22 protein-coding genes and 1 pseudogene are annotated in these 22,669 nt (G+C 68.2%); 15 read left to right on the top strand and 8 right to left on the bottom strand.

Annotated features, from left to right (window positions below):
* Positions 1–286: 286 nt before the first annotated feature.
* Positions 287–1,087 (bottom strand): SDR family NAD(P)-dependent oxidoreductase, encoded by an 801-nt coding sequence (locus AB7O82_RS16885; protein WP_428554240.1) that lies wholly within the window; start codon positions 1,085–1,087, stop codon positions 287–289.
* A gap of 70 nt (positions 1,088–1,157) precedes the next feature.
* On the opposite strand from AB7O82_RS16885, the gene AB7O82_RS16880 reads away from it, so the two are divergent.
* The 5 genes from AB7O82_RS16880 to AB7O82_RS16860 all read left to right on the top strand — a co-directional run bounded on the left by AB7O82_RS16880 (position 1,158) and on the right by AB7O82_RS16860 (position 7,674).
* Entirely contained in the window at positions 1,158–1,922 is a 765-nt protein-coding gene (locus AB7O82_RS16880) for an SDR family NAD(P)-dependent oxidoreductase (RefSeq protein WP_428554237.1), read from the top strand.
* A gap of 315 nt (positions 1,923–2,237) precedes the next feature.
* A complete protein-coding gene (locus AB7O82_RS16875) occupies positions 2,238–2,726 on the top strand; it encodes a hypothetical protein (RefSeq protein ID WP_428554235.1) in 489 nt (162 codons plus the stop codon).
* 42 nt (positions 2,727–2,768) lie between these two features.
* The gene (locus AB7O82_RS16870; RefSeq protein WP_428554253.1) at positions 2,769–4,466 is read left to right on the top strand and encodes an AMP-binding protein; all 1,698 of its coding nucleotides are present in this window, start codon (positions 2,769–2,771) and stop codon (positions 4,464–4,466) included.
* 235 nt (positions 4,467–4,701) lie between these two features.
* Positions 4,702–6,012 carry an amidohydrolase family protein gene (locus tag AB7O82_RS16865; protein ID WP_428619825.1) on the top strand — a complete coding sequence of 437 codons (1,311 nt, stop codon included), beginning with the start codon at positions 4,702–4,704 and terminating at the stop codon, positions 6,010–6,012.
* A gap of 318 nt (positions 6,013–6,330) precedes the next feature.
* Complete coding sequence (locus AB7O82_RS16860) at positions 6,331–7,674, top strand: MmgE/PrpD family protein (RefSeq protein WP_428554825.1); 1,344 nt, start codon at positions 6,331–6,333, stop codon at positions 7,672–7,674.
* Between the two features lie 125 nt (positions 7,675–7,799).
* Here AB7O82_RS16860 and AB7O82_RS16855 read toward each other — a convergent pair whose 3' ends face one another.
* The 6 genes and pseudogenes from AB7O82_RS16855 to AB7O82_RS16830 all read right to left on the bottom strand — a co-directional run bounded on the left by AB7O82_RS16855 (position 7,800) and on the right by AB7O82_RS16830 (position 12,367).
* The gene (locus AB7O82_RS16855) at positions 7,800–9,125 is read right to left on the bottom strand and encodes a methyltransferase domain-containing protein (protein WP_428554828.1); all 1,326 of its coding nucleotides are present in this window, start codon (positions 9,123–9,125) and stop codon (positions 7,800–7,802) included.
* 116 nt (positions 9,126–9,241) lie between these two features.
* Positions 9,242–9,838 (bottom strand): glutathione S-transferase family protein, encoded by a 597-nt coding sequence (locus AB7O82_RS16850; protein ID WP_428554831.1) that lies wholly within the window; start codon positions 9,836–9,838, stop codon positions 9,242–9,244.
* Positions 9,838–10,182: a tripartite tricarboxylate transporter substrate-binding protein gene (locus tag AB7O82_RS16845; protein WP_428554833.1), complete on the bottom strand. Its 345-nt coding sequence runs from the start codon at positions 10,180–10,182 to the stop codon at positions 9,838–9,840. The genes AB7O82_RS16850 and AB7O82_RS16845 overlap by 1 nt, the downstream gene beginning before the upstream one ends.
* Complete coding sequence (locus tag AB7O82_RS16840) at positions 10,140–10,511, bottom strand: tripartite tricarboxylate transporter substrate-binding protein (RefSeq protein WP_428619830.1); 372 nt, start codon at positions 10,509–10,511, stop codon at positions 10,140–10,142. Before AB7O82_RS16840 ends, AB7O82_RS16845 begins: the two co-directional genes overlap by 43 nt.
* A gap of 19 nt (positions 10,512–10,530) precedes the next feature.
* A pseudogene (locus tag AB7O82_RS16835) lies at positions 10,531–10,755 on the bottom strand (tripartite tricarboxylate transporter substrate-binding protein); the annotation flags it as partial.
* An 880-nt stretch (positions 10,756–11,635) separates the two neighbouring features.
* The gene (locus tag AB7O82_RS16830) at positions 11,636–12,367 is read right to left on the bottom strand and encodes an SDR family NAD(P)-dependent oxidoreductase (protein ID WP_428556358.1); all 732 of its coding nucleotides are present in this window, start codon (positions 12,365–12,367) and stop codon (positions 11,636–11,638) included.
* A 73-nt stretch (positions 12,368–12,440) separates the two neighbouring features.
* Between AB7O82_RS16830 and AB7O82_RS16825 the strand changes: the two genes are divergently transcribed.
* The 8 genes from AB7O82_RS16825 (at position 12,441) to AB7O82_RS16790 (ending at position 19,945) form a co-directional block, all read left to right on the top strand.
* Positions 12,441–13,676 carry an LLM class flavin-dependent oxidoreductase gene (locus AB7O82_RS16825; RefSeq protein ID WP_428556361.1) on the top strand — a complete coding sequence of 412 codons (1,236 nt, stop codon included), beginning with the start codon at positions 12,441–12,443 and terminating at the stop codon, positions 13,674–13,676.
* A 767-nt stretch (positions 13,677–14,443) separates the two neighbouring features.
* Positions 14,444–15,349, top strand: coding sequence for a helix-turn-helix domain-containing protein (locus tag AB7O82_RS16820; protein WP_428619824.1), 906 nt, complete (start codon positions 14,444–14,446; stop codon positions 15,347–15,349).
* A 121-nt stretch (positions 15,350–15,470) separates the two neighbouring features.
* Entirely contained in the window at positions 15,471–16,262 is a 792-nt protein-coding gene (locus AB7O82_RS16815; protein ID WP_428619823.1) for a sterol desaturase family protein, read from the top strand.
* A complete protein-coding gene (locus AB7O82_RS16810) occupies positions 16,259–16,714 on the top strand; it encodes a DUF2147 domain-containing protein (RefSeq protein ID WP_428556008.1) in 456 nt (151 codons plus the stop codon). The genes AB7O82_RS16815 and AB7O82_RS16810 overlap by 4 nt, the downstream gene beginning before the upstream one ends.
* A 75-nt stretch (positions 16,715–16,789) precedes the next feature.
* The gene (locus tag AB7O82_RS16805; protein WP_428556005.1) at positions 16,790–17,179 is read left to right on the top strand and encodes a class I SAM-dependent methyltransferase; all 390 of its coding nucleotides are present in this window, start codon (positions 16,790–16,792) and stop codon (positions 17,177–17,179) included.
* A 48-nt stretch (positions 17,180–17,227) separates the two neighbouring features.
* Positions 17,228–17,560: an ArsR/SmtB family transcription factor gene (locus AB7O82_RS16800; protein WP_428619821.1), complete on the top strand. Its 333-nt coding sequence runs from the start codon at positions 17,228–17,230 to the stop codon at positions 17,558–17,560.
* Positions 17,561–17,603: 43 nt separating this feature from the next.
* A complete protein-coding gene (locus tag AB7O82_RS16795; protein ID WP_428556352.1) occupies positions 17,604–18,644 on the top strand; it encodes a permease in 1,041 nt (346 codons plus the stop codon).
* A gap of 5 nt (positions 18,645–18,649) precedes the next feature.
* The gene (locus AB7O82_RS16790) at positions 18,650–19,945 is read left to right on the top strand and encodes a hypothetical protein (RefSeq protein ID WP_428556349.1); all 1,296 of its coding nucleotides are present in this window, start codon (positions 18,650–18,652) and stop codon (positions 19,943–19,945) included.
* 158 nt (positions 19,946–20,103) lie between these two features.
* Here AB7O82_RS16790 and AB7O82_RS16785 read toward each other — a convergent pair whose 3' ends face one another.
* Positions 20,104–20,691 (bottom strand): substrate-binding domain-containing protein, encoded by a 588-nt coding sequence (locus AB7O82_RS16785; protein ID WP_428619828.1) that lies wholly within the window; start codon positions 20,689–20,691, stop codon positions 20,104–20,106.
* Positions 20,692–20,714: 23 nt separating this feature from the next.
* Here AB7O82_RS16785 and AB7O82_RS16780 point away from each other — a divergent pair, with 23 nt between their 5' ends.
* Both AB7O82_RS16780 and AB7O82_RS16775 read left to right on the top strand, forming a co-directional pair.
* A complete protein-coding gene (locus AB7O82_RS16780; protein ID WP_428555516.1) occupies positions 20,715–21,566 on the top strand; it encodes a helix-turn-helix domain-containing protein in 852 nt (283 codons plus the stop codon).
* Positions 21,567–21,579: 13 nt separating this feature from the next.
* Entirely contained in the window at positions 21,580–22,623 is a 1,044-nt protein-coding gene (locus tag AB7O82_RS16775) for an ArsJ-associated glyceraldehyde-3-phosphate dehydrogenase (protein ID WP_428555519.1), read from the top strand.
* The last annotated feature ends 46 nt before the right edge of the window (positions 22,624–22,669 follow it).

The raw sequence follows: 22,669 nt of genomic DNA, 5'->3' as shown, positions 1-22,669 counted from the left end.
GTGATCGACGGCGACGAGGAGCTGGCCGCGCTGCTCGCTTCCCGCCACGTCAAGAACGCCGCCGAGGCCTTTGGCCGCGCGACTGCGCAGCCTGCCGACGAGGCGGCGGACTGAGGGGATCGCGGCGAACTCTTCATTCTCCTCCCCAGCTTCGCTGACAGCTTCGCTGGGGAGGTGTCGGCTCTTGCGCCGACGGAGGGGTCATGGGCCATCGACGTGACTTTTGACCCCTCCGTCCGCGATGACGCGGACACCTCCCCGGCAGAGCTGGGGAGGAGAATGATCATCAGCGCGGCTTCATCGGCAGCATGCCGAGATGGGTGCCGGCGTCGACGATCAGGAACTCGCCGGTGATGTTGGAAGCGCTGGTCAGGAAGAACAGCGCCGCCTCGGCCATCTGCTCGGCTGTGCCGGCCTGGCGCAGCGGCGCGCTCTGCTCCTGCGACTCCTTGAGCTTGTTGTAGTTCTCGACGCCGAGGACGCTCGGAAGCCAGCGCGTCTGGATGAAGCCGGGGCAGATCGTGTTGACGCGCACCGCTGGCGCCAACTGGCGCGCCAGCGCCAGCGTCAGCGTGTTCAGCGCGCCCTTGGAGCAGCCGTAGGGGATCGAGCTGCCGACGCCCATGACGCCGGCGATCGACGAGACGTGCACGATCGAGCCGCGCTCCTGCTTGTCCTCCCACTGCTTCTTCATCGCCGGATAGACGGCGCGGCTCATCATGTACGGACCGGTGACGTTGACCCGGAAAATGGTGTCGAAATCCTCGGGCGTCACGCCGTCGAGATCGCCCTGGGCCTGGAACTTGGTCGTGCCGGCATTGTTGATCAGGCCGTCGATGCGGCCCCATTTCTTCATCGTCTCGGCGGCCAGCCGGCGGCAGTCGGCATCCTCGCCCATGTTGGCCTGCACCAGGATCGCCTCGACGCCCTTGGCGGTCACCGCCGCGTAGGTTTCGTCGGCCTCCTTCTTGCTCTTGGTGTAGTTGATCGCAATGTTCCAGCCCTTCTCGGCCAGATCGATGGCGCAGGTCGCGCCCAATCCGGTGGCCGAGCCGGTCACGATCGCCACCTTGCCAGATTTCGCCATGCTGCTCCCCCAGGGTTCCGTCGCCCCTCTCATAGGCTAGGATCGTCCCGGGAGGCAAAGCGAACGGGACATGACCGATCTGTTTTCGATGAAGAACCGCGTGGTGCTGCTGACCGGCGCCTCGCGCGGGCTGGGTCGCGACATGGCGCTCACCCTCGCTGCCGCCGGCGCGACGGTGCTGTGCGCCGGACGCACGGTGAAGGAGCTGGAGGCGACGGCGCGGGCGATCGCCCGCAAGGGCGGCAAGGCGCATGTCGTGCCGATCGACATCACCGACGAGGCCGAGGTACGCGAGCAAGTCGAATCCATCGTGCGCCGCCATCGCCGCATCGACGTGCTGGTCAACAATGCCGGCATCATCTATCGCGAAGCGATCGTCGACACGCCGACCGATACTTTCCGCAAAGCGATCGAGACCGACCTGATCGGCCAGTTCGTCATGGCGCGCGAGGTCGGCCGCCACATGCTGGCGCGCAAGTACGGCCGCATCGTCAACATCTCCTCGGTGATGGCGATCCTCGGCCGCGCCTCGGTGGCGGGCTATGTCTCGGCCAAGCACGGGCTGGTCGGCCTGACCAAGAACCTTGCCGCCGAGTTCGGCCCGCACGTCACCGCCAACGCCATCGCGCCGGGCTACATCCGCACCGAGCTCAATGTGCCGCTGCAGCAGGACGCCGCCTTCAACGCCATGCTCGAGCAGCGCACCGCCGCCCATCGATGGGGTAAGCCGGAAGATCTGCGCGGCCCCTTGCTGCTGCTCGCCTCCGACGCCGGTTCCTACATGACCGGCCATACGCTGGTGGTCGACGGCGGCCTGACGACGATCCTGGCGTGACATGGTCAAGCTCTTGCGGACCGCGAGCGCCAGTCCCGAGCTTGTCGAAGGACCCCCATCCCCGCTCGCGCTTTCTCCTCCCCAGCGTCTGCGCGGGGGAAGCGCCCCGTCGTACGGGGCGGAGGGGTCATGGTCCCTTGGACCGCGGGCGTCTCGCCCGCTCATGGTCATGATAATGAGCGGGCGTGACGCCCGCGGTCCGGAAGACCTTGACCCCTCCGCCAGCCTGCGCGTAGCCGACGCGGCTTCGCTTCGGCGATGGCAGGTCGCCGTTAGACGGCGACACCTCCCCAACTTCATTGGGGAGGAAAAGATATGACCGGCATTCCGCGCTGGGTGATCCTGCTGATGGGGCTGGCGCTGGTGGCGTTCGGGTTCGCCGCCCACATGGGCTGGATCCGCGACCCGTCGCTGGCGAAGAGCGACTATGTCGGCACGATCGATGTCTCGGCCGAGGATGCGAAGCTCTATCGCGCCGTGCCATTCGAATGGCGGGTCAACAGCCGGGCCGGCGCCTTCAAGGGCGACGACACCGCCTACGTGCGAATCGACACCTCCGGCGAGCGGCCCACCCTGTGCGGCTGGCTGCGCATCGATGGGACCGGCAACGCCATTCGCGCCGCGCGCTGGTTGAGCGAGGCGCGCCTCGTGGTCGGCAGCTTCAAGGTGACCGCCCTGTTCATTGCGCCCGTCGAAAAGTCTCCGGGCGGCGGCCTCAATGCCGGCTGCCTGCGGCTCGACGGCGACGAGCGGCCCGCGCAAGATACGCCGCTCGCTCTCGAAGGCTCGCCAGTCCAGGAATGACTGGCCAGCGAATGAGCGGGCGAACGAAGGGTGCAAACGCTCATGCCGACTTTCCGCCAAGCCCGCGAATTCCTGCTCGCCCATCGCACCGACTATGACAAGGCCGTCGCCGGTTTCCGCTGGCCGGATCCCGTGCCGTTCAACTGGGCCATCGACTGGTTCGACGCCGAGCTCGCAGGCAATCCCGCGAGCAAGGACCGCGACGCGCTGTGGATCGTCGACGTGGCCAGCGGGCGCGAGACCAGGCTCACCTTCGCCGAGCTGGCGGCGCGCTCCAACCAGGTCGCCAACTTCCTGCGCGGCCACGGCCTCAAGCGCGGCGATCACCTGCTGCTGGTGCTGAACAACGTGGCGCCCTTGTGGGAGATCATGCTGGCGGCGATGAAGCTCGGGGTCGTCGTCATCCCCGCCACGACGCTTCTGACCGGCGAGGAATTGGCCGATCGGGTGGAGCGCGGCCGCGCCCGCATGATCGTGGCCGACGAGGACCAGGTCGGCAAATGCGCCGGCCTGCCGCGCGACGGCGTGGTGTTCGTCAACACCAGTGCCAGGCCGATCGACGGCTGGCTGCCGCTTGCCGACGCCTACACCTGCCCGGCCGACTTCGCGCCCGACGGCCCGACCAATGCCGACGATCCGCTGCTGCTGTATTTCACCTCGGGCACCACGGCCAAGCCCAAGCTGGTGCGCCACAGCCATCGCAGCTATCCGATCGGCGCGCTGTCGACCATGTACTGGCTCGGGCTGCAGCCCGGCGACGTGCATCTCAACATCTCCTCGCCCGGCTGGGCGAAGCACGCCTGGAGCACCTTCTTCGCGCCGTGGAATGCCGGCGCCACGGTGCTGATCGTCAACCAGGCGCCGTTCAGCGCCAGGGCGCTGCTGGGCGTGCTCGAGCGCTGCGCCGTCAAGACGTTCTGCGCGCCGCCGACGGTGTGGCGCCTGCTGATCCAGGAGGACCTCGCCGCCTGCAAGCTGGCGCTGCGCGAGGTCTGCGGCGCAGGCGAGCCGCTCAACCCGGAGGTCATCAACAAGGTGCAGGAGGCGTGGGGACTCACCATCCGCGACGGCTACGGCCAGACCGAGACGACGGCGCAGGTCGCCAACTCGCCCGGCCAGCCTGTCAAGGCCGGCGCCATGGGCCGGCCGATGCCGGGCTATCGCGTGCTGATCCTCGACGCCGATGGCAGCCAGCGCAGCGAAGGCGAGATCTGCCTCGACCTCAGAGGCGAGCGCCCGGCCGGCCTGATGCAGGGCTATGCCGACGCCGCGGGCAAGCTCGCCGGCGCCGACGGCGAGGTCTACCGCACCGGCGACGTCGCGACCCTCGACGAGGACGGCTACCTCACCTTCGTCGGCCGCGCCGACGACGTCTTCAAGTCGTCGGACTACCGCATCAGCCCGTTCGAGCTCGAGAGCGTGCTGATCGAGCACGAGGCCGTCGCCGAGGCGGCGATCGTGCCGACGCCGGACGACATTCGCCTGAGCGTGCCCAAGGCGTACATCCTCCTGGTGTCGTCGGCGCCGCCGTCCCGCGAGACGGCGCGCTCGATCCTCGACTACACCCACAAGCGGCTGGCGCCGTTCAAGCGCATCCGCCGGCTGGAGTTCGTCACCGAACTGCCCAAGACCATCTCCGGCAAGATCCGCCGTACCCAGCTGCGCCGCGTCGAGTACGAAGGCACCGCCGCCGACGTCGTGCGCGGCATCGAGTTCCACGAGAAGGACGTGATGGGGTAAGGCCGCCGAAATCCAGAAAGTCGCGGAGGCGACGGATGGGTCATGGCTCATGCGGACCGCGGGCGTCCCGCCCGCTCATGATTATGAGAATGAGCGGGCGGGACGCCCGCGGTCCGGAAGACCATGACGCCTCCGTCCGCGATGACGCGGACACCACCCCAGCGAAGCGGGGGAGGGTGAAGAGAAGATTGTACATTACCGTCAACAATATCAGGCCCGGGGAGGGGAGCGCGCCATGACCGATACGCTGTTACGCAACGTCCGGGTGATCGACGGATCCGGGGCGGCGCCGTTCGCTGCCGAGGTGCTGGTGAGCGGCAACCGCATCAAGGCGCTGGCGCGCCGGCCGGCGACGCTTGCCGCCGCCCCCGATGCCGTCGTGGTCGATGGCGGCGGCGCCACGCTGATGCCGGGCCTGGTCGAGGCCCATGCCCATCCGAGCTTCATCAACACGCCGTCCTCGCCGGCGTTGGGCGAGGTGCCGCCGGAGGAGCACACGCTGCTCACCGCGAAGTTCGCCGGCCTCCTGCTCGACCACGGCTTCACCGCGCTGCACAGCGCCGCCTCCGCCAAGCCGCGCCTCGACGTCGTGGTACGCAACGCCATCAATGCCGGCGACATCGTGGGCCCGCGCATGCTCGCGGCCTCGCTCGAGATGACGGTGACCAGCGGCCTGGGCGACGTGCGCCTGAACCACCTGCATCGCGAGACCTTCGCCGTGGTCGCCGACGGTCCGGAGGAGTTCCGCCGTTGGGCCCGCTTCTTCGTGCGTGAGGGGGTCGACATCCTGAAGATCAACCCCTCGGGCGACGAGGGCACGCCAGGCTCGAAGGCGCACATGACGGTAATGACCGATGCCGAGGTCGCCGCCGTCGCCGAGGTCGCGGTTGCGCACGAGAAGCGCATGGCGGCGCACGCGCGCAGCGCCGGCGCGGTGAAGATGTGCCTGCGTCACGGGGTCGACGTGATCTATCACGCGACGCTCTGCGACGAGGAAGCGCTCGACATGCTCGAGGCCGCCAAGGATCGCGTGTTCGTGGCGCCGACCATCGGCATCACCTGGAGCGCCTACAAGGAGGCGCCGGTGCGCGGCGTCGCCCTGCCCGACGCGGTGAAGCGGCGCTTCGACAACGAGCTCGTGCGCGGCATCGACAACATGAAGGCGCTGCACAGGCGCGGCGTGCGCGTGCTGCCGGGCGGCGACTACGGCTTCGCCTTCAACCCGATGCCGCGCAACGCGCGCGACATGGAGCATTTCGTCACCCTGTTCGGCTTCACGCCGATGGAGGCGATCGTCGCGGCGACGCGCTTGGGCGGCGAGCTGATGGCCGCCGGCGCCGGCCCCGGTGAGACCGAGCGCGGCGCCGTCGAGCTCGGCCAGGTCAAGGAAGACTTCCTCGCCGACCTGCTGCTGGTCGACGGCGATCCGTCCATCGATGTCACGATCCTGCAGGATCCGGCGCGCCTGGTCGCCATCATGAAGGACGGCATCTTCCACAAGGCGCCGACGCCGCAACGCCAAGCGCGGCCGCTGGCCGCGGAGTAGTGCGCTCATAGGCTCTAAGCGACAAAGGAACCTCACCCTGAGGAGCCACGCGCAGCGTGGCGTCTCGAAGGGTCGGCAGCACAGTGGATACCGCGACAGCGCGTTTCCAACGATCTCCCGAGTGGCCCATCCTTCGAGACGCGCCCTGCGGGCGCTCCTCAGGATGAGGACATTGTCAGTTCGACCAAAGTTTGCTCCCATGGGGCGCTCGCCACCGGCCTGTCTTGCCGCAACAACGTTGCACTGCCCGCGCGGCCGGTCGTAGTAGGAAGCAGGCGCCGCGGCCGCGGCGCTTTCTGCCACTCCGGAATGACCTCCATGCAACCAAGACCGGGCGTCACGCCTGCCCTCGCCCGCTTCGTCGTCGACACGCGCTGGGAGGACATCCCTGAGCGGGCGCGGCATGAGGCCAAGCGCGCCCTGCTCAACTTCTTTGCCGTGGCTCTCGCCGGCTGCCGCACCGAGCCGGTCGAGCTCGCGTTGAAGACCCTCGCCGAGTTCTCTGGCGGCAGGCAGGCGACGGTGATCGGCCGCGACGAGCGGATCGATGCATTGAACGCCGCCTTCCTGAACGCCGCCGGCGCCAACGTCTTCGACTTCTGCGATACCCATCTGCCGACCGTCGTGCATCCGACCGCGCCGCTCGCGCCGGCCCTGCTGGCGCTCGCCGAGCTGCGCCGCGTCAGCGGACCGGAGCTGCTGGCGGCCTTCGTGCTGGGCTTCGAGATCGAATGCCGCGTCGGTCTCGCCGTATCGCCCGGCCACTATCCGCGCGGCTGGCACATCACCTCGACCTGCGGCGTGTTCGGCTCGGCGGCCGGCGCGGCACGCCTGCTCGGCCTCGACGCGGACCGCACCGTGTGGGCGCTGGGCAGTGCGGCCACCCAGTCGGGCGGCCTGTGCGAATGCCTCGGCTGGCCGGCCAAGAGCGTCAGCGTCGGCAACGCCGCGCGCAACGGCCTGCTCGCCGCCCTGCTGGCCGACAAGGGATTCGCCGGGCCAGCCGAGCCGATCGCCGGCGCCCAGGGGTTTCTCGCCGCCATGGGCGAGCCGCCCGTCTGGCCGGCCCTCACCGACCGGCTGGGCGAGACCTGGGAGGTGACCGAGAACTCGCTCAAGCCCTACCCGGCTGGCTTCGTGATCCACCCCGTGCTCGACTGCGCGCTCGACTGGCGGCGGCAGCATCCCGGTGCGCAGGTCGCGCGCATCGCCGTGCGCGGCAACCCGCTGCTGCTGCAGCGGACCGACCGGCCGAACGTCGCCACCGGCCGCGAAGCGCAGGTCAGCCTGCAGCACGCCGTTGCCGCCGCCCTGGTGCTGGGCAAGGCCGGGCTCGAGCAGTTCACCGACGCCTGCGTCGACCATCCCGAGGTGCGCGCGATGCGACAGCGGATCGAGGTCGCGAGCGACCCCGCCCTCTCGACCATCGCCGCCGAGGTCGATCTCTGGACGGCCGATGGCGCGAAACACTCGGTGTCGACCAAAGCGGCGCGCGGCAGCACCGCCAATCCGCTGACCGATTCCGACATCGAGAGCAAGCTCACCGACGAGGCGCGCAGCTGGCGAGCCGATCACGACGTCCGTCCCCTCATCGACGCCGTGTGGACGCTCGACAGGAGCGACGACGTGTCGACCCTCGCAGGCATGACCGTGCCGCGCTGATTTCATGCTCATCCGGACCGCGGGCGTCTCGCCCGCCCGGCGCACGCATGTGCGCCGATCAGAGGCGCGCAAGGCACGCCGAAGAGCGGGCGAGACGCCCGCGGTCCGGATGAGCATGAACCGACTCAATCACGAATTCCGGGCTTGCGTCCGACGACGCAGTGCATCGGATGAGCCATGAACAGCAGGCCCTGGTCCAGCGCCTCGTTGCGCGCGCGCCGCCATACCGCCGTCTCCTCGGGCGTCAACGACGCCAGCAGGTGATCTTCACGATAGCGCCAGATCGGGCCGTCGGGTCGATCGAGCGTGACCAGCGATGGAAAGCACACCAGTTCGCCGAGCCCCGCCGCCTGCGCCCGGCGATAGAGGCTCGAATCGGCGACGCCGTTGGCGGCGACCGATTGCGGCGGGGTCACCATCCGCCGCCGGAACGGCTCCGGCATCGCCACGCTCCACCATTGCGGCAGGTCGATCGAGCGCACGATCACCCCGACGCGGCCGCCGGGCCTGGCCACGCGCACCATCTCGGCCAGCGCCCGATCGGCATCGCACTCCTCAAGGACGGTGACGGAGAACAGGCAATCGAACGAGGCATCGGCGAAAGGCAGCGCCTCGGCGCTGCCGGGCGCGAAGCGGATGGCGTCCCCCAGGCCGTCCTCGCGCGCCAGCGCCGCGGCTTCGCTCATCAGGAAGGGGTTGACGTCGATCGCCGTGATCGGGTTGGCGCCGCCGAGGCGGCGCGCCAGCAGGCGATCGAGCGAGCCGGCGCCGCAGCCGACATCGAGGATCGACTCGCCCGGCGCCGGGGCCATCAGGTCGATCAGGGTACGGAACATCGCCTGGTAGGTCGGCGCCCGGGCGCGATCCTCGAGCGCGGCGACGCCACCGAGATGGCGGCCACCCAGGGTCACCACGGTGAAACGCTGCGACAGCGCCGCCACGGCCGGCACCCATTGCGACGGCGCGAGAAAGAACGGCAGCAGGATCAGCGCCGGGCCGGAACCCTCCAGCCGATAGGTGATGCCCGCGTGCGTGCCTTCGCGCGCACCGGCCGAGGGTGTGTCGGCCTTGCTGGTCGCGAGCAGCGCCGTCATCTCGCGCACGATCTCGGCGGTCCGGTCGACCATCACGTCGGCCCAGCCCGGCGCGTCGTATCCCGCGAGCACGTGACGCCTCGCGCCGGGCAGGCGCGACAGAGCGCGCGCCGTCACGTCGGCCGTGAGCCCGCCCTGCCCGCTCACCATCAGCAGGCGATCGCCGACCGCCGCGAAAGGATCGGGATCGAGCCGCGTCGGAACGCACAGCACCACGCCGCCCAGCCGCTCGGGGAAACCGGCCGCCAGCCCGGCAATGTCCCCCGGCATCTGCGTGGCGACATGGGCGACGCCGAGGCCGAGGTGATCCCACAAGGCGATCAGCCGCTCGGTCGGCGACAGGGTTTCATCAGACACTAGGCTCATCCTCTTCTTCGCCGGGAGCGTGCCACTTTCTTCTGGACCGGGGGCGTCCCGCCCGCTCATGAAGATATGAGCGGGCGAGACGCCCGCGGTCCAAATGAAGCAGCAAACTAAACGACGCCATTGCGGCCATGCTTCAGGAACGCCGGGCGCTGCGACAGCCGCTCGTAGTACGCCGACACGGCCGGGAAGTTCGGCCGCTCCATCGGCGTCAGGAACCAGCGATTGACCGACAGGCCGATCGGGATGTCGGCCAGCGTGAAGGAGGCGCCGGCAACGTAGGCGCCGGTGGCGGCGAGCCGGCCGTCGAGGATCGCCAGCATGCGCGTCCACGCCTGCTTCGACCGCTCGATCTGCTCGGCATCGGCGAACGCCGGATCGCGCCGCACGATGGCCGAGAAGGCGTACCGCCAGGCCGAGTTGAACTCGCTCGCCTGCCAATCGATCCAGCGATCGACCTCGGCACGCGCCCGCGGCTCCGTCGGCAGCAGAGCCTCGGCCGTCCATTTGGCGGCGAGGTAGCGGATGATGCTGTTGCTCTCCCACAGCACGAAGTCGCCATCGACGATCACCGGCACCAGGCCGTTCGGATTCTGCACCAGCTCCGCCCCGTCGTCGGCGCGCTCGAAGGCAATGCCGATCTCCTCGCAAGTCCACAGCACCTTGCGCACGTTGATGGAGGTCGCCTTGCCGAGGATCCGCAGCATCAGTTGCGACCCAGCCCGAATCCCGCGCCCGCCGCAACCACGCGTCGCCTTCCGCGGTAAGTCGACGCGAGAATTCGTCCGGTGTGCCGCCCACGGTCTCCAGCGCAGCACCCGCAAGGCGCTCGCGCACCGTCGGATCTGACAGGGCCTTGGCGCAGGCCGCCGCGAGGCGCTCGGGCGATCTCGCCCGGCGTGCCGGCCGGCGCGAAGGCCGCGAACCATTGCGTGATGGCGATCTCCGGAAAACCTGCCTCGGCCATCGTCGGGATGTCGGGCAGCATCGCCGAGCGTTCCTTCGACGTCACGGCAAGCAGGCTGAGCCGGCCCGATTGCGCGCAGGGCATGACCGGCCCCGCGCCCAGCACGCCCACGGCACGGCCCCGCCCGGCACGTCCTGCACCGCCTGGCCACCGCCCTTGTAGGGGATGTTCAGCACTTTCACGCCGGCGCGGCGGAACATCATCTCGCCGACGATCACGTTGGTGCCGCCCGCCGACGGCGTGGCGAAGGACAGTGCCGCCGGATTGGCCTTGGCCGCCGCCATCATGTCGGCGATCGACGTCCAGCCCGTCCGCGGATTGGCGGCGATCACCAGAGGCTGCGAGGTCAGGACGGTGATCGGCGCCAGCGTCCTGCCGACATCGAACGGCCCCGTGTCGTCGAGCGCGCGCAGCCTCCGCCGGACTGACCAGCAGCGTGTGGCCGTCGTGCCTGGCGCGCGCGACGGTGTCGAGCGCGATGCCGCCCTGCGCCCCGGGACGATTCTCGACCAGCACCGGCTGGCCCACCACCTGCGACAGAGTTTCGCCGACGATGCGCGCCGAGATGTCCGAGCTGCCGCACGGCGCATAGCCGACGACGATTCGGATCGGACCAGTCGGCCAGGCCTGCGCCCACGCTGCGGTGGCGGCAGCCATGACAAGGGCAGCAACGACGTTGGCAACAAAGGCTCGCGCTGGCTTCATGCTTGTCCTCTCTTTGCCGGCCGCTTTGAGGTCGTGACCTCTTGGAGCGCACGCTCGGACCCGTCCGGACCGCGGGCGTCTCGCCCGCTCATATTGTCCATGAGCGGGCGAGACGCCCGCGGTCCGCATGAGCTCACGCCATGCCGACCTGCGGGAGCGTGCGACCAGCATGACGGCGCGAAAAGCCAGTTGGTGCAGGGCTTTGGCCCGCGTTCTTTGGCCGGCGTCGACCGCATAACAGGGAATCGGAACGGGAATTGCTCGCACCAGAACAGGGAATTTCGGAAGCGGATCAGGGATCGTCCTGCACGGATCAGGGAATCCGGACGTGCGCGGATCAGGGAGCTGGGCGCTTCGGGCGGTCGCCGGAGCACGCCAGGGCTGGCGGAGGGGGTCACTCGCCGCCCCCAGAATAGAACGACCCCGCAATCCTGCGTTCGGTGCGTTCGCTGCGTTCGGAGCCTTTCGAATCAAGGAGTTGGCCGAACGCAAGCGACCGTTCGGCAACGCCTCCTGCGTTCGGGCCAACGTTTTGCGTTCGGGGTCGTCATCCAATGCCCGCTCCATCACGACGTTGCCTCCCGCTTCAAAGAGCGGCGGCGACAGGTTGACAGTCATGGATCGCAGGCTAGCGCGATCGTGCTGGAAGTCGCCTGACACGGGCAATGCTGGCTGCAGTCTGCAGCCACGAGGCTCGTGCACTTGATTGCACTCATGCTCATACGGACCGCGGGCATCTTGCCTGCTCATGGCGCGGCTCGGCGAAGCCGACCGCGCCTTCATCATGATTCATGAGCGGGCAAGATGCCCGCGGTCCGCATGAGCACGACCCTTACAGGAACGACAGCCCGCCACTGAGCGCCACGGTCTGGCCGGTCATGTAGGCGTTGCCGACCAGCATCATCACGACCTGGGCGCATTCCTCGGGCGTGCCGAAGCGGCCGAGCGGGATGCGCGCGGGCGACGCGGCGACGCCACTGCGCACCATGTCGGTCTCGATCAGCGACGGCGCCACGGCGTTCACGGTGATGCCGTCCTTGACCAGGCGGGCGGCGTAGCCGCGCGTCATGCCCTCCATCCCCGCCTTCGACGCGTTGTAGTGCGGCCCGACTCCGCCGGCGCCGCGCGCCGCGCCCGACGAGATGTTGACGATGCGGCCCCACTGGCGCGCGCGCATGCCGGGCACGACGGCCTGGATGCACAGGAACACCGACTTGAGGTTGACCGCGATGGTCAGGTCGAAGTCGGCTTCCGTGAGCTCGTCCACGCTGCGCACCAGCCCGACCCCGGCATTGTTGACCAGCACGTCGATCGGGCCGAGCTCGCGCTCGACCAACGCCATCATCGCCGTCACGTCGGCCGCCTGCGACACATCCGCTCTCGCCATCATGGCGCGCCCGCCGGCGCTGCGGATCGCGTCGACGACATTCCGCGCCTCGGCCTCGCGCTCGCGATAATTCACGGCAACGCCGGCGCCGGCTTCGGCCAGCGAAATCGCGATGGCCCGGCCGATGCCGCGCGCCCCGCCTGTCACCAGTGCAACCCGGTTGTTCAGCAACGCCATTGCTCATGCTCCATATCTGATCGACCCCGCCGGCCCACCATGTTACGCCCTCCCGACGCACAGGAGTTTTCTTATGCAGCGACTCGGCTTTGGCGCCTTCCTGGCGCCGCACCATCCGATCGGCGAGAACCCGACCCTGCAGTTCCGCCGCGACCTCAAGTTCGTCGAGCATCTGGACGAGCTCGGCTACGACGAGTTCTGGTGCGGCGAGCATCATTCGAGCGGCTGGGAGATGATCGCCTCGCCCGAGATGTTCCTCGCCGCCGCCGGCGAGCGCACCAAGCGCATCAAGCTGGCGACGGGCGTGATCTCGCTGCCCTATCATCATCCCTACAACGTCGCCCAGCGCATGGTGCAGCTCGACCACATGACCGGTGGCCGCGCCATCTTCGGCTCCGGTCCCGGCGCTTTGCCGTCCGACGCCCACACGCTCGGCATCGATCCGATGGTCCAGCGCGACCGCCAGGACGACGCGATCGACGTCATCCGCCGCCTGATGCGCGGCGAGCGCATCACGAAGAAGACCGAATGGTATACCCTGCAGGATGCCGCCCTTCAGCTCCTGCCGCTGCAGGAGGACATGCCCTTCGCTGTCGCCTCGCAGATCAGCCCGTCGGGCATGACGCTCGCCGGCAAGTACGGCATCGGCATCATCTCGCTCGGCTCGATGTCGGACCAGGGCCTGCTCGCCCTGCCGACGCAGTGGGGCTTCGCCGAGGCGGCCGCGAAGAAGCACGGCACCACGGTCGATCGCAAGAACTGGCGCGTGCTGCTCAACTGGCACGTCGCCGAGACCCGCGACGAAGCGCGCCAGCAGGCGAAGCACGGCCTGATGAAGTGGCACAACGAATACATCACCGGCACCTTGCAGCGGCCGGGCGCGGTGCCGTTCAACTCGCCCGACGAGGCGGTCGACAAGACGGCCTTCGTCGAGGGCGCGGCCTCGACCATCGGCACGCCCGACGACCTGGTGAAGATGATCAAGTCGGTCTACGACAAGAGCGGCGGCTTCGGCACCGTGGTCGGCTTCGTGCACGACTGGGCCAATCCGGAGAACACCTTCCGCAGCTGGGACCTGGTGGCGCGCTACGTCATCCCCGAGATCAACGGCTACGTTGCCAAGCTGCGCGAATCGCAGAAGTTCCTGATCGACAACCGCGCCGTGTTCGATCGCGCCGGCCAGGCCATCATGGCCAAGATCATGGAGAACAAGGACGCCGCCGAGGCGCTCAAGGTCACCGACTCGCCGCGCTTCGCCGCCGCCTCGGCCGCGGTGCCGAAGGGCCTCGGCAAGCAGGCGGCCGAGTAGCACGCCACGCTCCACGGCGATCGCCTGCGAGCTGCCCCGCGACGGCAGCCCGCTCGGCGACCGTGGAAGAAGGCTGGCGGCACGCCGGTCCTCGAAGAGCTTCGCCGGGATAATTTGCGTCATTTGCGTCACAGCGTCATTTCCCTTGCTCTTCAACGACTTGGCCGTGACGCAAGTGGTGACCGCCAAGTCGATTTGCGTCACGCGCCGGGCTTTGCGTCAGCGTCATCACGCTCGATGAGGGCTGACCGCGCAACGCACCGGACGCCAGTGACTACAGCGGGAATTGCACGCTTTGCAGGCCGTCCCGCCGACGTGGATCGAGATTGCAGCCAACCGGCGTGCAATCACACAAGCGACGGATCGTATGCCCTCTCCCTCGTAACCCTCTCCCTCGCAAGCTCTCGCAAGCGGGAGAGCGGTGACGTGCCGGAAGATGTTGCCTCGACCTGGACACCGCCTCCTCTGACCTGGCGCCGACGCCAAGCCGTTGCCGTCCGATACTTTCAATTGTCTGGCGCTTGGCAACCCCTCTCAGCAGAAAAGCCCCTGATTCGGTCATGGCGGCCTGATCTCACGGCGGGTATGGCTGTGGCCGCATGATGGGAACAAGCTCGATAGGCAGCCTCGACACGGGCCTGCGCGGCGCTGGCATCGCGCTTTTCCTGCTCATTGCCGTCGCCGTGTTGCGACAAGGCGGCGGCCGGCCGGTCGCCTGGCTTGGCGCCGCCCTGTCGATCGGCGCGGCTGCCTACGCCCTTTGTTCGATGCCCGACCACCCCCGTTCGCTCTGGTTTGCTCCCCTGGGGGTGATTTGCGCCGGGAATGTGGTGGTGTTCTGGCTGTTCACGCGCGCGGCGTTCGACGATTCCTTTCGGCCGACGCCATGGCATGGTGCGTGGTGGCTGCTGCTTGTCGTCTGTTCGCAAACGGCTTCGTTCGGCATCGACGTCGCCGCGAACTGGCCCATCGCGGCCGCGTTGCGTCTCGTGCCTGTCGCCTTTGTTCTTCTCGCCGTGGTTCAGACCGTTACCGGCTGGCGCGGAGACCTGGTCGAGCGCCGGCGCCGGCTCCGCCTGTTCGTCCTGGCCGCGGTCGTGCTGCACACGGCAGTCTCGGCCACCATCGACATCTCCATTGGTCCCGACCACGTTCCTCCGGCCGTCCACCTGCTCAACGCCGCCGCTCTGTCGCTGATCGCCGCGGTGATCGCCGTGGTGCTGCTACAAGCCGATCTTGCGGGGTTCCTGGCCGAACCCGTCCAACCGGCGCCAGCGACCGAGGCGATCCGCGAGGAGCCACCGGCGGAGCCGGTCGATCCTGCGATGCTGGGCGAACTTGAGCGCCTGATGTCGGTCGAGCGGCTGTACCGCCGGGAGGGCCTCACCATCGGCGACCTGGCGGCCAAGCTCGGCCTGCCCGAGCATCGGCTGCGCCGGGTCATCAACCGCGGCCTGGGCTTCCGGAACTTCAACGAGTACCTCAACAGCCATCGCCTGGCCGACGCCAGGCAGGCCCTGGCCGACCCGACGCAGCGGGACGTCCCCATCCTGACCATCGCGCTGGATGCAGGCTTCCAGTCCCTGTCCCCGTTCAATCGGGCCTTCAAGGCCGACACTGGCATGACCCCGACCGAGTTCCGCCGCCAGGCCGGCGGGGCCGGCTGCGGCTGACGCTGGTCGAATTCGAAATCGGCAAGCGAATTCGGGCCAAAACCGGCTGATTTTCGAATGCGCCGCGATGTCCGGGCCGGCGCCCCGGCAAGCTCCCCTCGCCACGAAGGAGAGCAAGCCGATGATGGAATTGTTGCAGAAACACGCCTCCGCCCTGCCGGGTATCTGGGCGATGGACACCGCCCGCTACCTGGTGGCGGCAGGGTCTCTCGCGCTTCTGCTGCGCATGCTCGCGCCGACCGTCTTGAAGCATCGAAAAATCCAGGCGCGCGACGCCAGCGCCAGCGATCTCCGTCGCGAGATCCTGTCGTCGCTGCGCTCGGCCCTGATCTTCTCCTTGCTGGGCTTCGGGCTCTATATCGCGGCCCGCGAGGGAGGGGTGACGATCTACAATGGCTTCGCCGAGGCGGGACCGGTCTACCTCGTTCTTTCCCTGTGCCTGATGATCGTGGCCCACGATGCCTATTTCTACTGGACGCATCGGTTGATGCACCACCGCCGCCTGTTCGCCCTGTTCCATCGCTGGCACCACCTGTCACGCACCCCGACCGTCTGGACGGCCTACTCGTTCTCCGTCCCCGAGGCGATCGTCCAGGGCGCCTTCGTGCCCCTGTTCGCGGCCCTGGTTCCAATGCATGCCCTCTCGCTGTTCATCTTCGTGGCGGCGCAGATCGTGCGCAACGTGATGGGCCATGCCGGCTATGAGCTGCATCCGGCCGCCTTCACGCCAGGCCGATGGCTGGGTTGGAACAACACCAGCACCGGCCACGACCTTCACCACGAGCTCGGACGCTGCAACTACTGCCTCTATTTCAGATGGTGGGACAAGCTCATGGGCACGGAGCATCCCAGCTATCCAGAGAAGTTCCGGGCCATCGTTGCCGGCAAGGTCGCGGCGGAGCTCCGTCCATGAGGGCGCTGCGTGCCCTTTACCTCTCGCTGGCGCTTCTCGCGGCGCTTCATCCGGCGCAGGCGGCGGACGGGGTCTTCGGGCGCTGGGCGACGCCCGGTGTTTCCGCCGTCGTCGAGCTTGCGCCCTGTCCTGACGGCGCCACGCTCTGCGGCACCATCCGCTGGCTGTGGGACGCTCTCGACGAGCGCGGCCGCCCACGCCTCGACGCCCAGAATGCCGACACCGGGCTGCGCACCCGGCCACTGGTTGGCCTCACGATCCTGTCGGGCCTGAAGGCAGATCCGGCCGGCGGCTGGCAGGGGCGGATCTACAATCCGGAGGACGGCCAGACCTACCGGGCCACGGTGAAGCGGCGCGGTGCGGATGCCCTGGTGGTGGAGGGGTGCGTGCTGATCGTTTGCAGCAAGCAGGTGTGGCGCAAGGCGACCGCGGTCGCGGAGGCGCTCCGCTAGCGCGCGATCTCGTCGGATCGCGCGGGTTCGGAAGCTCGCGAACACATCGCATCTGAAATCGACCGGAGGCTGGCCATGCGCAAACCGTTGCTGATCGCAAAGCAGGGGCGTTGCCCGACCGGGCTGTTGGGCAAGCTCGTTGCGCACGTCATGGCAACGCAAACTGCGGCGGAGAACGACATCGTTCTCGGGCTGCTTCACCTCGATCCGGCCGACTGCGTGCTCGAGATCGGGTCCGGCCACGGCAATACCCTGGCGAAGGTCGCCGGCCTCGCCTCGCGCGGCCCTCACTGCGGAGTGGACTTCTCGCCCGTGATGCATCGCCATGTCAGCCGGCGCCATCGAAACCTGGCGCGGGAAGGTCGCCTCGCCTTTCACCTCGGCGGCAGCGAGCGCCTGCCGTACCCTGATAGGACGTTCGACAAGGCCTATGCCGTCCACACCGTGTACGCGGGACTACCCTGAACCGCTCCCGGTAGTTGACATCTAGAAATCTAGTGATATGGATATTGCATGGTTGGACGGGCACGACAACGCGAGCAGGCGGCGGCCGACGCCTTGGCGGCGCTGGGCAACCGCACGCGGCTGCGCATCTTCAAGCTGCTCGTTCGTGCCGGCCGCGAGGGGGCGAATATCGGCACGATGCAGCGCATGCTGGGCATTCCGGCGACGACTCTCGGCCATCACCTCGGCACCCTGGCGGGGGCGGGGCTGCTCTGCCAGGAACGTCGCGGCCGCGAGTGCATCTGCACTGCCAACTACAAGGCAGTGGGCGAAGTGCTCGACTATGTCCGGGAGGAATGCTGCGCGGGCATCGCTTTCGACGAAGACAGCGAGGCCGCCTGAGTTTTTTTGCGGAAAAATATCTATAGACCTAGAGGAATAGGAAATGTCGATTCAGAGCATCCTGACCGAGGCCCGCGAGTGGCGTCGGCTTCGTATCGACCCGGCATGGTCGGCAGTCGCCGTGATCTTCGTCGTTCTCGCCCTTGTCGTGCCGCAGCAGGCCGCGAGCTCGGCCGTGTTCACGGCGAAGGCGGTATGGGGCGTGCTGCCGTTCTTCGTTCTGTCGATCGCGCTCGCCGCCTATGCCAAGGCGACCGGCGCGGAGAACCTGATCGCCAGGGCCTTCTCCGGTCGACCCGAGCTGATGGTCCTGTTCGCCAGCCTGATGGGCGCGCTCTCGCCCTTCTGCTCGTGCGGCGTCATCCCCATAGTTGCTGCACTTCTCGCCTCCGGCGTTCCCCTCGCCCCCGTCATGGCGTTCTGGCTCGCCTCGCCGCTGATGGACCCGTCGATGTTCGCCATCACCACCGGCGTGCTCGGCCTGCCGTTCGCGGTCGCCAAGACCGTCGCCGCCATCGCCATTGGCCTGCTGGGCGGCTTCGGCGTGCTGGCCCTGCAGCGCAGCGGTGCGCTGACCGGATCGCCCTTGCAGGAAGGCGTCGGCAATGGCGGCTGCGCCGGCTCGAAGATCCGCAATCCCAAGGACGTGGTCTGGCGCTACTGGCAGGAGCCCGCGCGCCGCGAGACCTTCTGGGCCGGCGCGCGCGGCAACGCCCTCTTCCTCGGCAAGTGGCTCATCGTCGCCTTCGCCCTCGAGAGCCTCATGGTGGCCTACGTGCCGGGCGACCTGATCGCGGGCGTCGCAGGCGACGGCGGCTTCGTGTCGATCCTCAGCGCGACACTCGTCGGCATCCCGAGCTATCTCAACGGCAACGCCGCCCTGCCCCTGGTCGCCGGCCTGATGGACAAGGGAATGGCGCCGGGCGCGGCGATGGCCTTCCTGGTCGGCGGTGGCGTGACGTCGATCCCGGCGGCCCTCGCGGTATGGGGCGTGGCCAAGCGGCAGGTCTTCGCGGCGTATCTCGCCTTCGCCATCCTCGGCGCGTTGCTGTCCGGCATCGCCTTCCAGCTGGTCGCCGGCTGACGACCATGGGAGTCCAGCAGCCCCTGACCGCCCAGTGGCTGAACAGCGCGTGCTTCTGCATCACGCTCGACCGCGAGCGCCTGTACGCCGCTCTCGAGCAGCAGGCGGGCGATCCGGAGTTCTCGGCCCGTTACCTTCGACCGCGCGAGCACCTCTTCTCCAACGTACCGGTGTTCCACGCCGTGCGCGATCTGGAGCAGATGACCGCCGTCGTCCGCATGATCGAAACGGCGGCGCGCCTGCCGGCCTGGCGCGAAGCGGCGCTGGCGTGGGCCCCCGGGATCGCCCGCTTCGATCCGGGCCCCCGCGGCGCGCTCATGGGATACGACTTTCACCTGAGCGCCTCCGGCCCCAGGCTGATCGAGGTCAACACCAATGCGGGCGGTGCGTTCCTCAACGCGCTGCTGGCCAAGGCCCAGCGCGCGTGCTGCCCCGAGGTGGAAAGCGCTTTCCGCCTCCCCTTGCTCCATGATTTCGTTGCCACGGTCATCGCCATGTTCAGGGCCGAATGGGCCACGCAGCGCGATACGGCTCTGCAGCGCATCGCCATCGTCGACGATGGCCCGGAGGATCAGTACCTCTACCCCGAGTTCCTGCTGGCGCGCGAAACCTTCCGGCGCCATGGCATCGACGCGGTGATCGCCGATGCATCGGCGCTGCGGTATGAAACGGGGAAGTTGTGGGCAGGCGATGCGCCCGTCGACCTCGTCTACAACCGCCTGGTCGACTTCGCGCTCGATCGACCTGAGCATCAGGCCCTCCGGACGGCGTATCTCGACGGGGCTGTCGTGCTGACGCCCAATCCGCGCAATCACGCGCTTCTCGCCGACAAGCGCAATCTCACCCTGCTGTCGGATCGCGCCCGCCTCGAAGGCTTCGGCCTCGATGCCGGGCTTGCCGCCAGGGCCGCGCACATCCCGCGTACCGTCAGGGTGTCGGCCGGGAACGCCGCCGACCTGTGGCACGCGCGCAAGGGCTACTTCTTCAAGCCGGCCGCGGGCCACGGCGCCAAGGCCGTCTATCGCGGCGACAAGCTCACGCGCGGCGTCTGGCAGCAGATTGTCGCCAGCGACTACGTCGCCCAGGAATTCGCGCCGCCCGGCGAACGCAGGGTCGAAGCTGGTGCCGGACACGAACCGTTGAAGGCCGACATCCGCCTCTACACCTACGATGGCGATGTCCTGCTGGCCGCGGCCAGGCTCTACCAGGGCCAGACGACGAACTTCAGGACGCCAGGCGGCGGCTTCGCGCCGGTGTTCTTCCTCCCGCCGTTCGCGGTGACGGGCAGTCGTGCCGCGTAGCGAGTGGCTCTTCCGTCATTCTCCTCCCCAGCTTCGCTGGGGAGGTGTCGCCGTCATACGGCGACCTGCCTTCGCCGAAGCGAAGCCGCTTCGGCTTCGCGCAGGCAGGCGGAGGGGTCATGACTCATGCGGACCGCGGGCGTCGCGCCCGCGCATGATCAAGAGCATGAGCGGGCGAGACGCCCGCGGTGCGGAAGAGCGTGACCCCTCCGTCCGCGATGACCCTTCGCGACAGAGTCGGCGAAGGGATGGCGGTCGCCTGGCCGACGGGCGCCGGCGCCAGGGGCAACGGTGAACTTGAGCTCTCCCGGCTTCACGCCCTCGATGTTGACCACCGGCACGATGCCGCCGATGACCAGCGGAAACTGCACCAGACCAGATTTCTGCAGCTCTTGCGGCTTCAACGGGGCGTCCGACGCCGCGAAGTCGACGGTTTCCTGCTTGACCAGAGTGATCCCGCCGCCTGACCCGATGGACTGGTACTTCACGGGCTGGCCCGCCTTGGCCTGATAGTCGGCCGACCACCTCTTGAGGATCGGGCTCACGAAGCTCGACCCTGCTCCCGCCAGGTCATCCGCCAGCGCTGACGTTCCGCTGGCGAGCGCCATCAGCATCGCAAGGCCGACCCGCCTGAAAACTGCGCGCCTGAAAATAAGCATGGGCAAGGTCCCTCCGGCATGGTATTTCGATGTGTCCAGACTTATCGACATATGTTGAGTATTTGTGACATCGCCCGGCCATTCCATCCGCACCAGGACGCCTCGTTCCCATGGATCCCGTTGCCATTGACCGCCTGGGCTCGCTCGCCCAGCCGACCCGCCTCGCCGCCTTGCGCCATCTGCTGGCAGCCCATCCGGGCTGCCTTCCGGCTGGAGAGCTGGCACGCGCCTGCGACACGCCGCACAACACCATGTCGGCCCATCTCGGCGTGCTGATCCGGGCCGGCCTCGCGCACGTCGAGCGTGCCGGGCGCACGATGAACTACCGCGCCGACGTCAAGGCATACCGCAGCCTCGTGACCTTTCTGGCCCACGATTGCTGCAACGGCCGGCCCGACCTGTGCGGCGACATCACGCGGCTCATCCTGAAAGAAGGCGACCAGACGGAGCAGTTCATGACACCGGCGTTCAACGTCCTGTTCCTGTGCACGCGCAACTCGGCACGCTCGATCATCGCCGAGGCGCTGCTCGAGCGGATAGGCAAGGGGCGGTTCCATGCCTACTCCGCCGGTTCCGAACCGGCCGATGCGCCGATGCCGGAGGTGATCGATCGCCTGAAGCAGCTCGGACATGACGTATCGAGGCTGCGCTCGAAATCGTGGAACGAGTTCATCGGCCCGAACGCGCCGCGCATGGACTTCGTAATCGCGCTCTGCGACTCGCCGCAGGGCCAGGTCTGCCCCGACCTCGGCCAGAAATACGTCAACGCGGCATGGCCCCTGCCCGATCCCGCCGACTTCAGAGGCTCGCCGACCGAGCGCGTGACCCTGCTGAACGAGCTCTACGCCATGGTGCGCCGCCGACTCGAGATCTTCACCAGCCTGCCGTTCGCCTCGCTCGACCGCCTCGCCCTGAAGAAGCGGCTCGACGAGATCGGCGACACGGTTCGCACGGCACCCTGAGGGAGACAAGATCATGCGCGTCGGCATCAACGGCATGGGCCGCATGGGAAGACTGGCCCTGCGCGCGGCGATGGGCGGTCTAGGCCGCGCCAAAGGTGATCCGCGCGCCGCCAATCGGCTCGACGTCGTCCATCTGAACGAGATCAAGGGCGGCGCGGCGGCGACCGCGCACCTGCTCGAGTTCGACAGCATCCATGGCCGCTGGCACGCGGAATTCGGAGTCGAGGACGACAAGGCGATCCGCATCGACAACAAGTCGCTGGGCTTCAGCGCGGCGGCTCGGCCGGGCGACGTGCCGTGGGGCGATCTCGGCTGCGACATGGTGCTGGAATGCACCGGCAAGTTCCTGAAGCCGGCGGAGCTCGAGCCGTACTTCGAGCGTGGCGTGAAGCGCGTCATCGTCGCCGCGCCGGTCAAGGACGCGGCGGCACTGAACGTCGTCGTCGGCGTGAACGACCGGCTCTACGACCCGGCCCGTCATCGCCTGCTGACGGCGGCCTCCTGCACCACCAACTGCCTCGCGCCGGTCGTCAAGGTCGTGCACGAGTCGATCGGCATCCGGCACGGCCAGATCACCACCATCCACGATCCCACCAACACCAACGTCGTGGTCGATGCGCCGCATAAGGACCTGCGCCGCGCGCGCTCGGCGATGACATCGCTGGCGCCGACGACGACCGGCAGCGCCACCGCGATCGCGCTGATCTATCCCGAGCTCAAGGGCAAGCTGAACGGCCACGCCGTGCGCGCGCCCGTGCTCAACGCCAGCCTCACCGATTGCGTGTTCGAGCTGGAACGCGTTACGAGCGAGGTAGAGCTGAACCAGCTGTTCGAGTCGGCCGCGCGTGGACCGTTGGCCGGCATCCTGGGCTACGAGACCCGCCCCCTGGTCTCGGCCGACTACTGCAACGACTCGCGAAGCTCGATCGTCGACGGCCCGAGCACGATGGTGACCGACGGCACGCTGCTCAAGGTCTATGCCTGGTACGACAACGAGGTGGGCTATGTCTGCCGCATGGTCGATCTTGCCACCATCGTGATCGACGCGGAGGCGTGATGGCCATGGGCGTCACTCATAGGACCGCGGGCGTCTCGCCCGCACT

It is taken from the genome of Reyranella sp. (genome assembly GCF_050185545.1).
Classification (GTDB): Bacteria; Pseudomonadota; Alphaproteobacteria; order Reyranellales; family Reyranellaceae; genus Reyranella.
This window is presented reverse-complemented; position numbering and strand designations above follow the sequence as displayed.

Coding starts and splice junctions, on each gene's coding strand:
- AB7O82_RS16885 (WP_428554240.1), bottom strand. CDS start 1,087: ATGGCGAAATCTGGCAAGGTGGCGATCGTGACCGGCTCGGCCACCGGA.
- AB7O82_RS16880 (WP_428554237.1), top strand. CDS start 1,158: ATGACCGATCTGTTTTCGATGAAGAACCGCGTGGTGCTGCTGACCGGC.
- AB7O82_RS16875 (WP_428554235.1), top strand. CDS start 2,238: ATGACCGGCATTCCGCGCTGGGTGATCCTGCTGATGGGGCTGGCGCTG.
- AB7O82_RS16870 (WP_428554253.1), top strand. CDS start 2,769: ATGCCGACTTTCCGCCAAGCCCGCGAATTCCTGCTCGCCCATCGCACC.
- AB7O82_RS16865 (WP_428619825.1), top strand. CDS start 4,702: ATGACCGATACGCTGTTACGCAACGTCCGGGTGATCGACGGATCCGGG.
- AB7O82_RS16860 (WP_428554825.1), top strand. CDS start 6,331: ATGCAACCAAGACCGGGCGTCACGCCTGCCCTCGCCCGCTTCGTCGTC.
- AB7O82_RS16850 (WP_428554831.1), bottom strand. CDS start 9,838: ATGCTGCGGATCCTCGGCAAGGCGACCTCCATCAACGTGCGCAAGGTG.
- AB7O82_RS16845 (WP_428554833.1), bottom strand. CDS start 10,182: ATGCCCTGCGCGCAATCGGGCCGGCTCAGCCTGCTTGCCGTGACGTCG.
- AB7O82_RS16830 (WP_428556358.1), bottom strand. CDS start 12,367: ATGGCGTTGCTGAACAACCGGGTTGCACTGGTGACAGGCGGGGCGCGC.
- AB7O82_RS16825 (WP_428556361.1), top strand. CDS start 12,441: ATGCAGCGACTCGGCTTTGGCGCCTTCCTGGCGCCGCACCATCCGATC.
- AB7O82_RS16820 (WP_428619824.1), top strand. CDS start 14,444: ATGCCCGACCACCCCCGTTCGCTCTGGTTTGCTCCCCTGGGGGTGATT.
- AB7O82_RS16815 (WP_428619823.1), top strand. CDS start 15,471: ATGATGGAATTGTTGCAGAAACACGCCTCCGCCCTGCCGGGTATCTGG.
- AB7O82_RS16810 (WP_428556008.1), top strand. CDS start 16,259: ATGAGGGCGCTGCGTGCCCTTTACCTCTCGCTGGCGCTTCTCGCGGCG.
- AB7O82_RS16805 (WP_428556005.1), top strand. CDS start 16,790: ATGCGCAAACCGTTGCTGATCGCAAAGCAGGGGCGTTGCCCGACCGGG.
- AB7O82_RS16800 (WP_428619821.1), top strand. CDS start 17,228: ATGGTTGGACGGGCACGACAACGCGAGCAGGCGGCGGCCGACGCCTTG.
- AB7O82_RS16795 (WP_428556352.1), top strand. CDS start 17,604: ATGTCGATTCAGAGCATCCTGACCGAGGCCCGCGAGTGGCGTCGGCTT.
- AB7O82_RS16790 (WP_428556349.1), top strand. CDS start 18,650: ATGGGAGTCCAGCAGCCCCTGACCGCCCAGTGGCTGAACAGCGCGTGC.
- AB7O82_RS16785 (WP_428619828.1), bottom strand. CDS start 20,691: ATGGAATGGCCGGGCGATGTCACAAATACTCAACATATGTCGATAAGT.
- AB7O82_RS16780 (WP_428555516.1), top strand. CDS start 20,715: ATGGATCCCGTTGCCATTGACCGCCTGGGCTCGCTCGCCCAGCCGACC.
- AB7O82_RS16775 (WP_428555519.1), top strand. CDS start 21,580: ATGCGCGTCGGCATCAACGGCATGGGCCGCATGGGAAGACTGGCCCTG.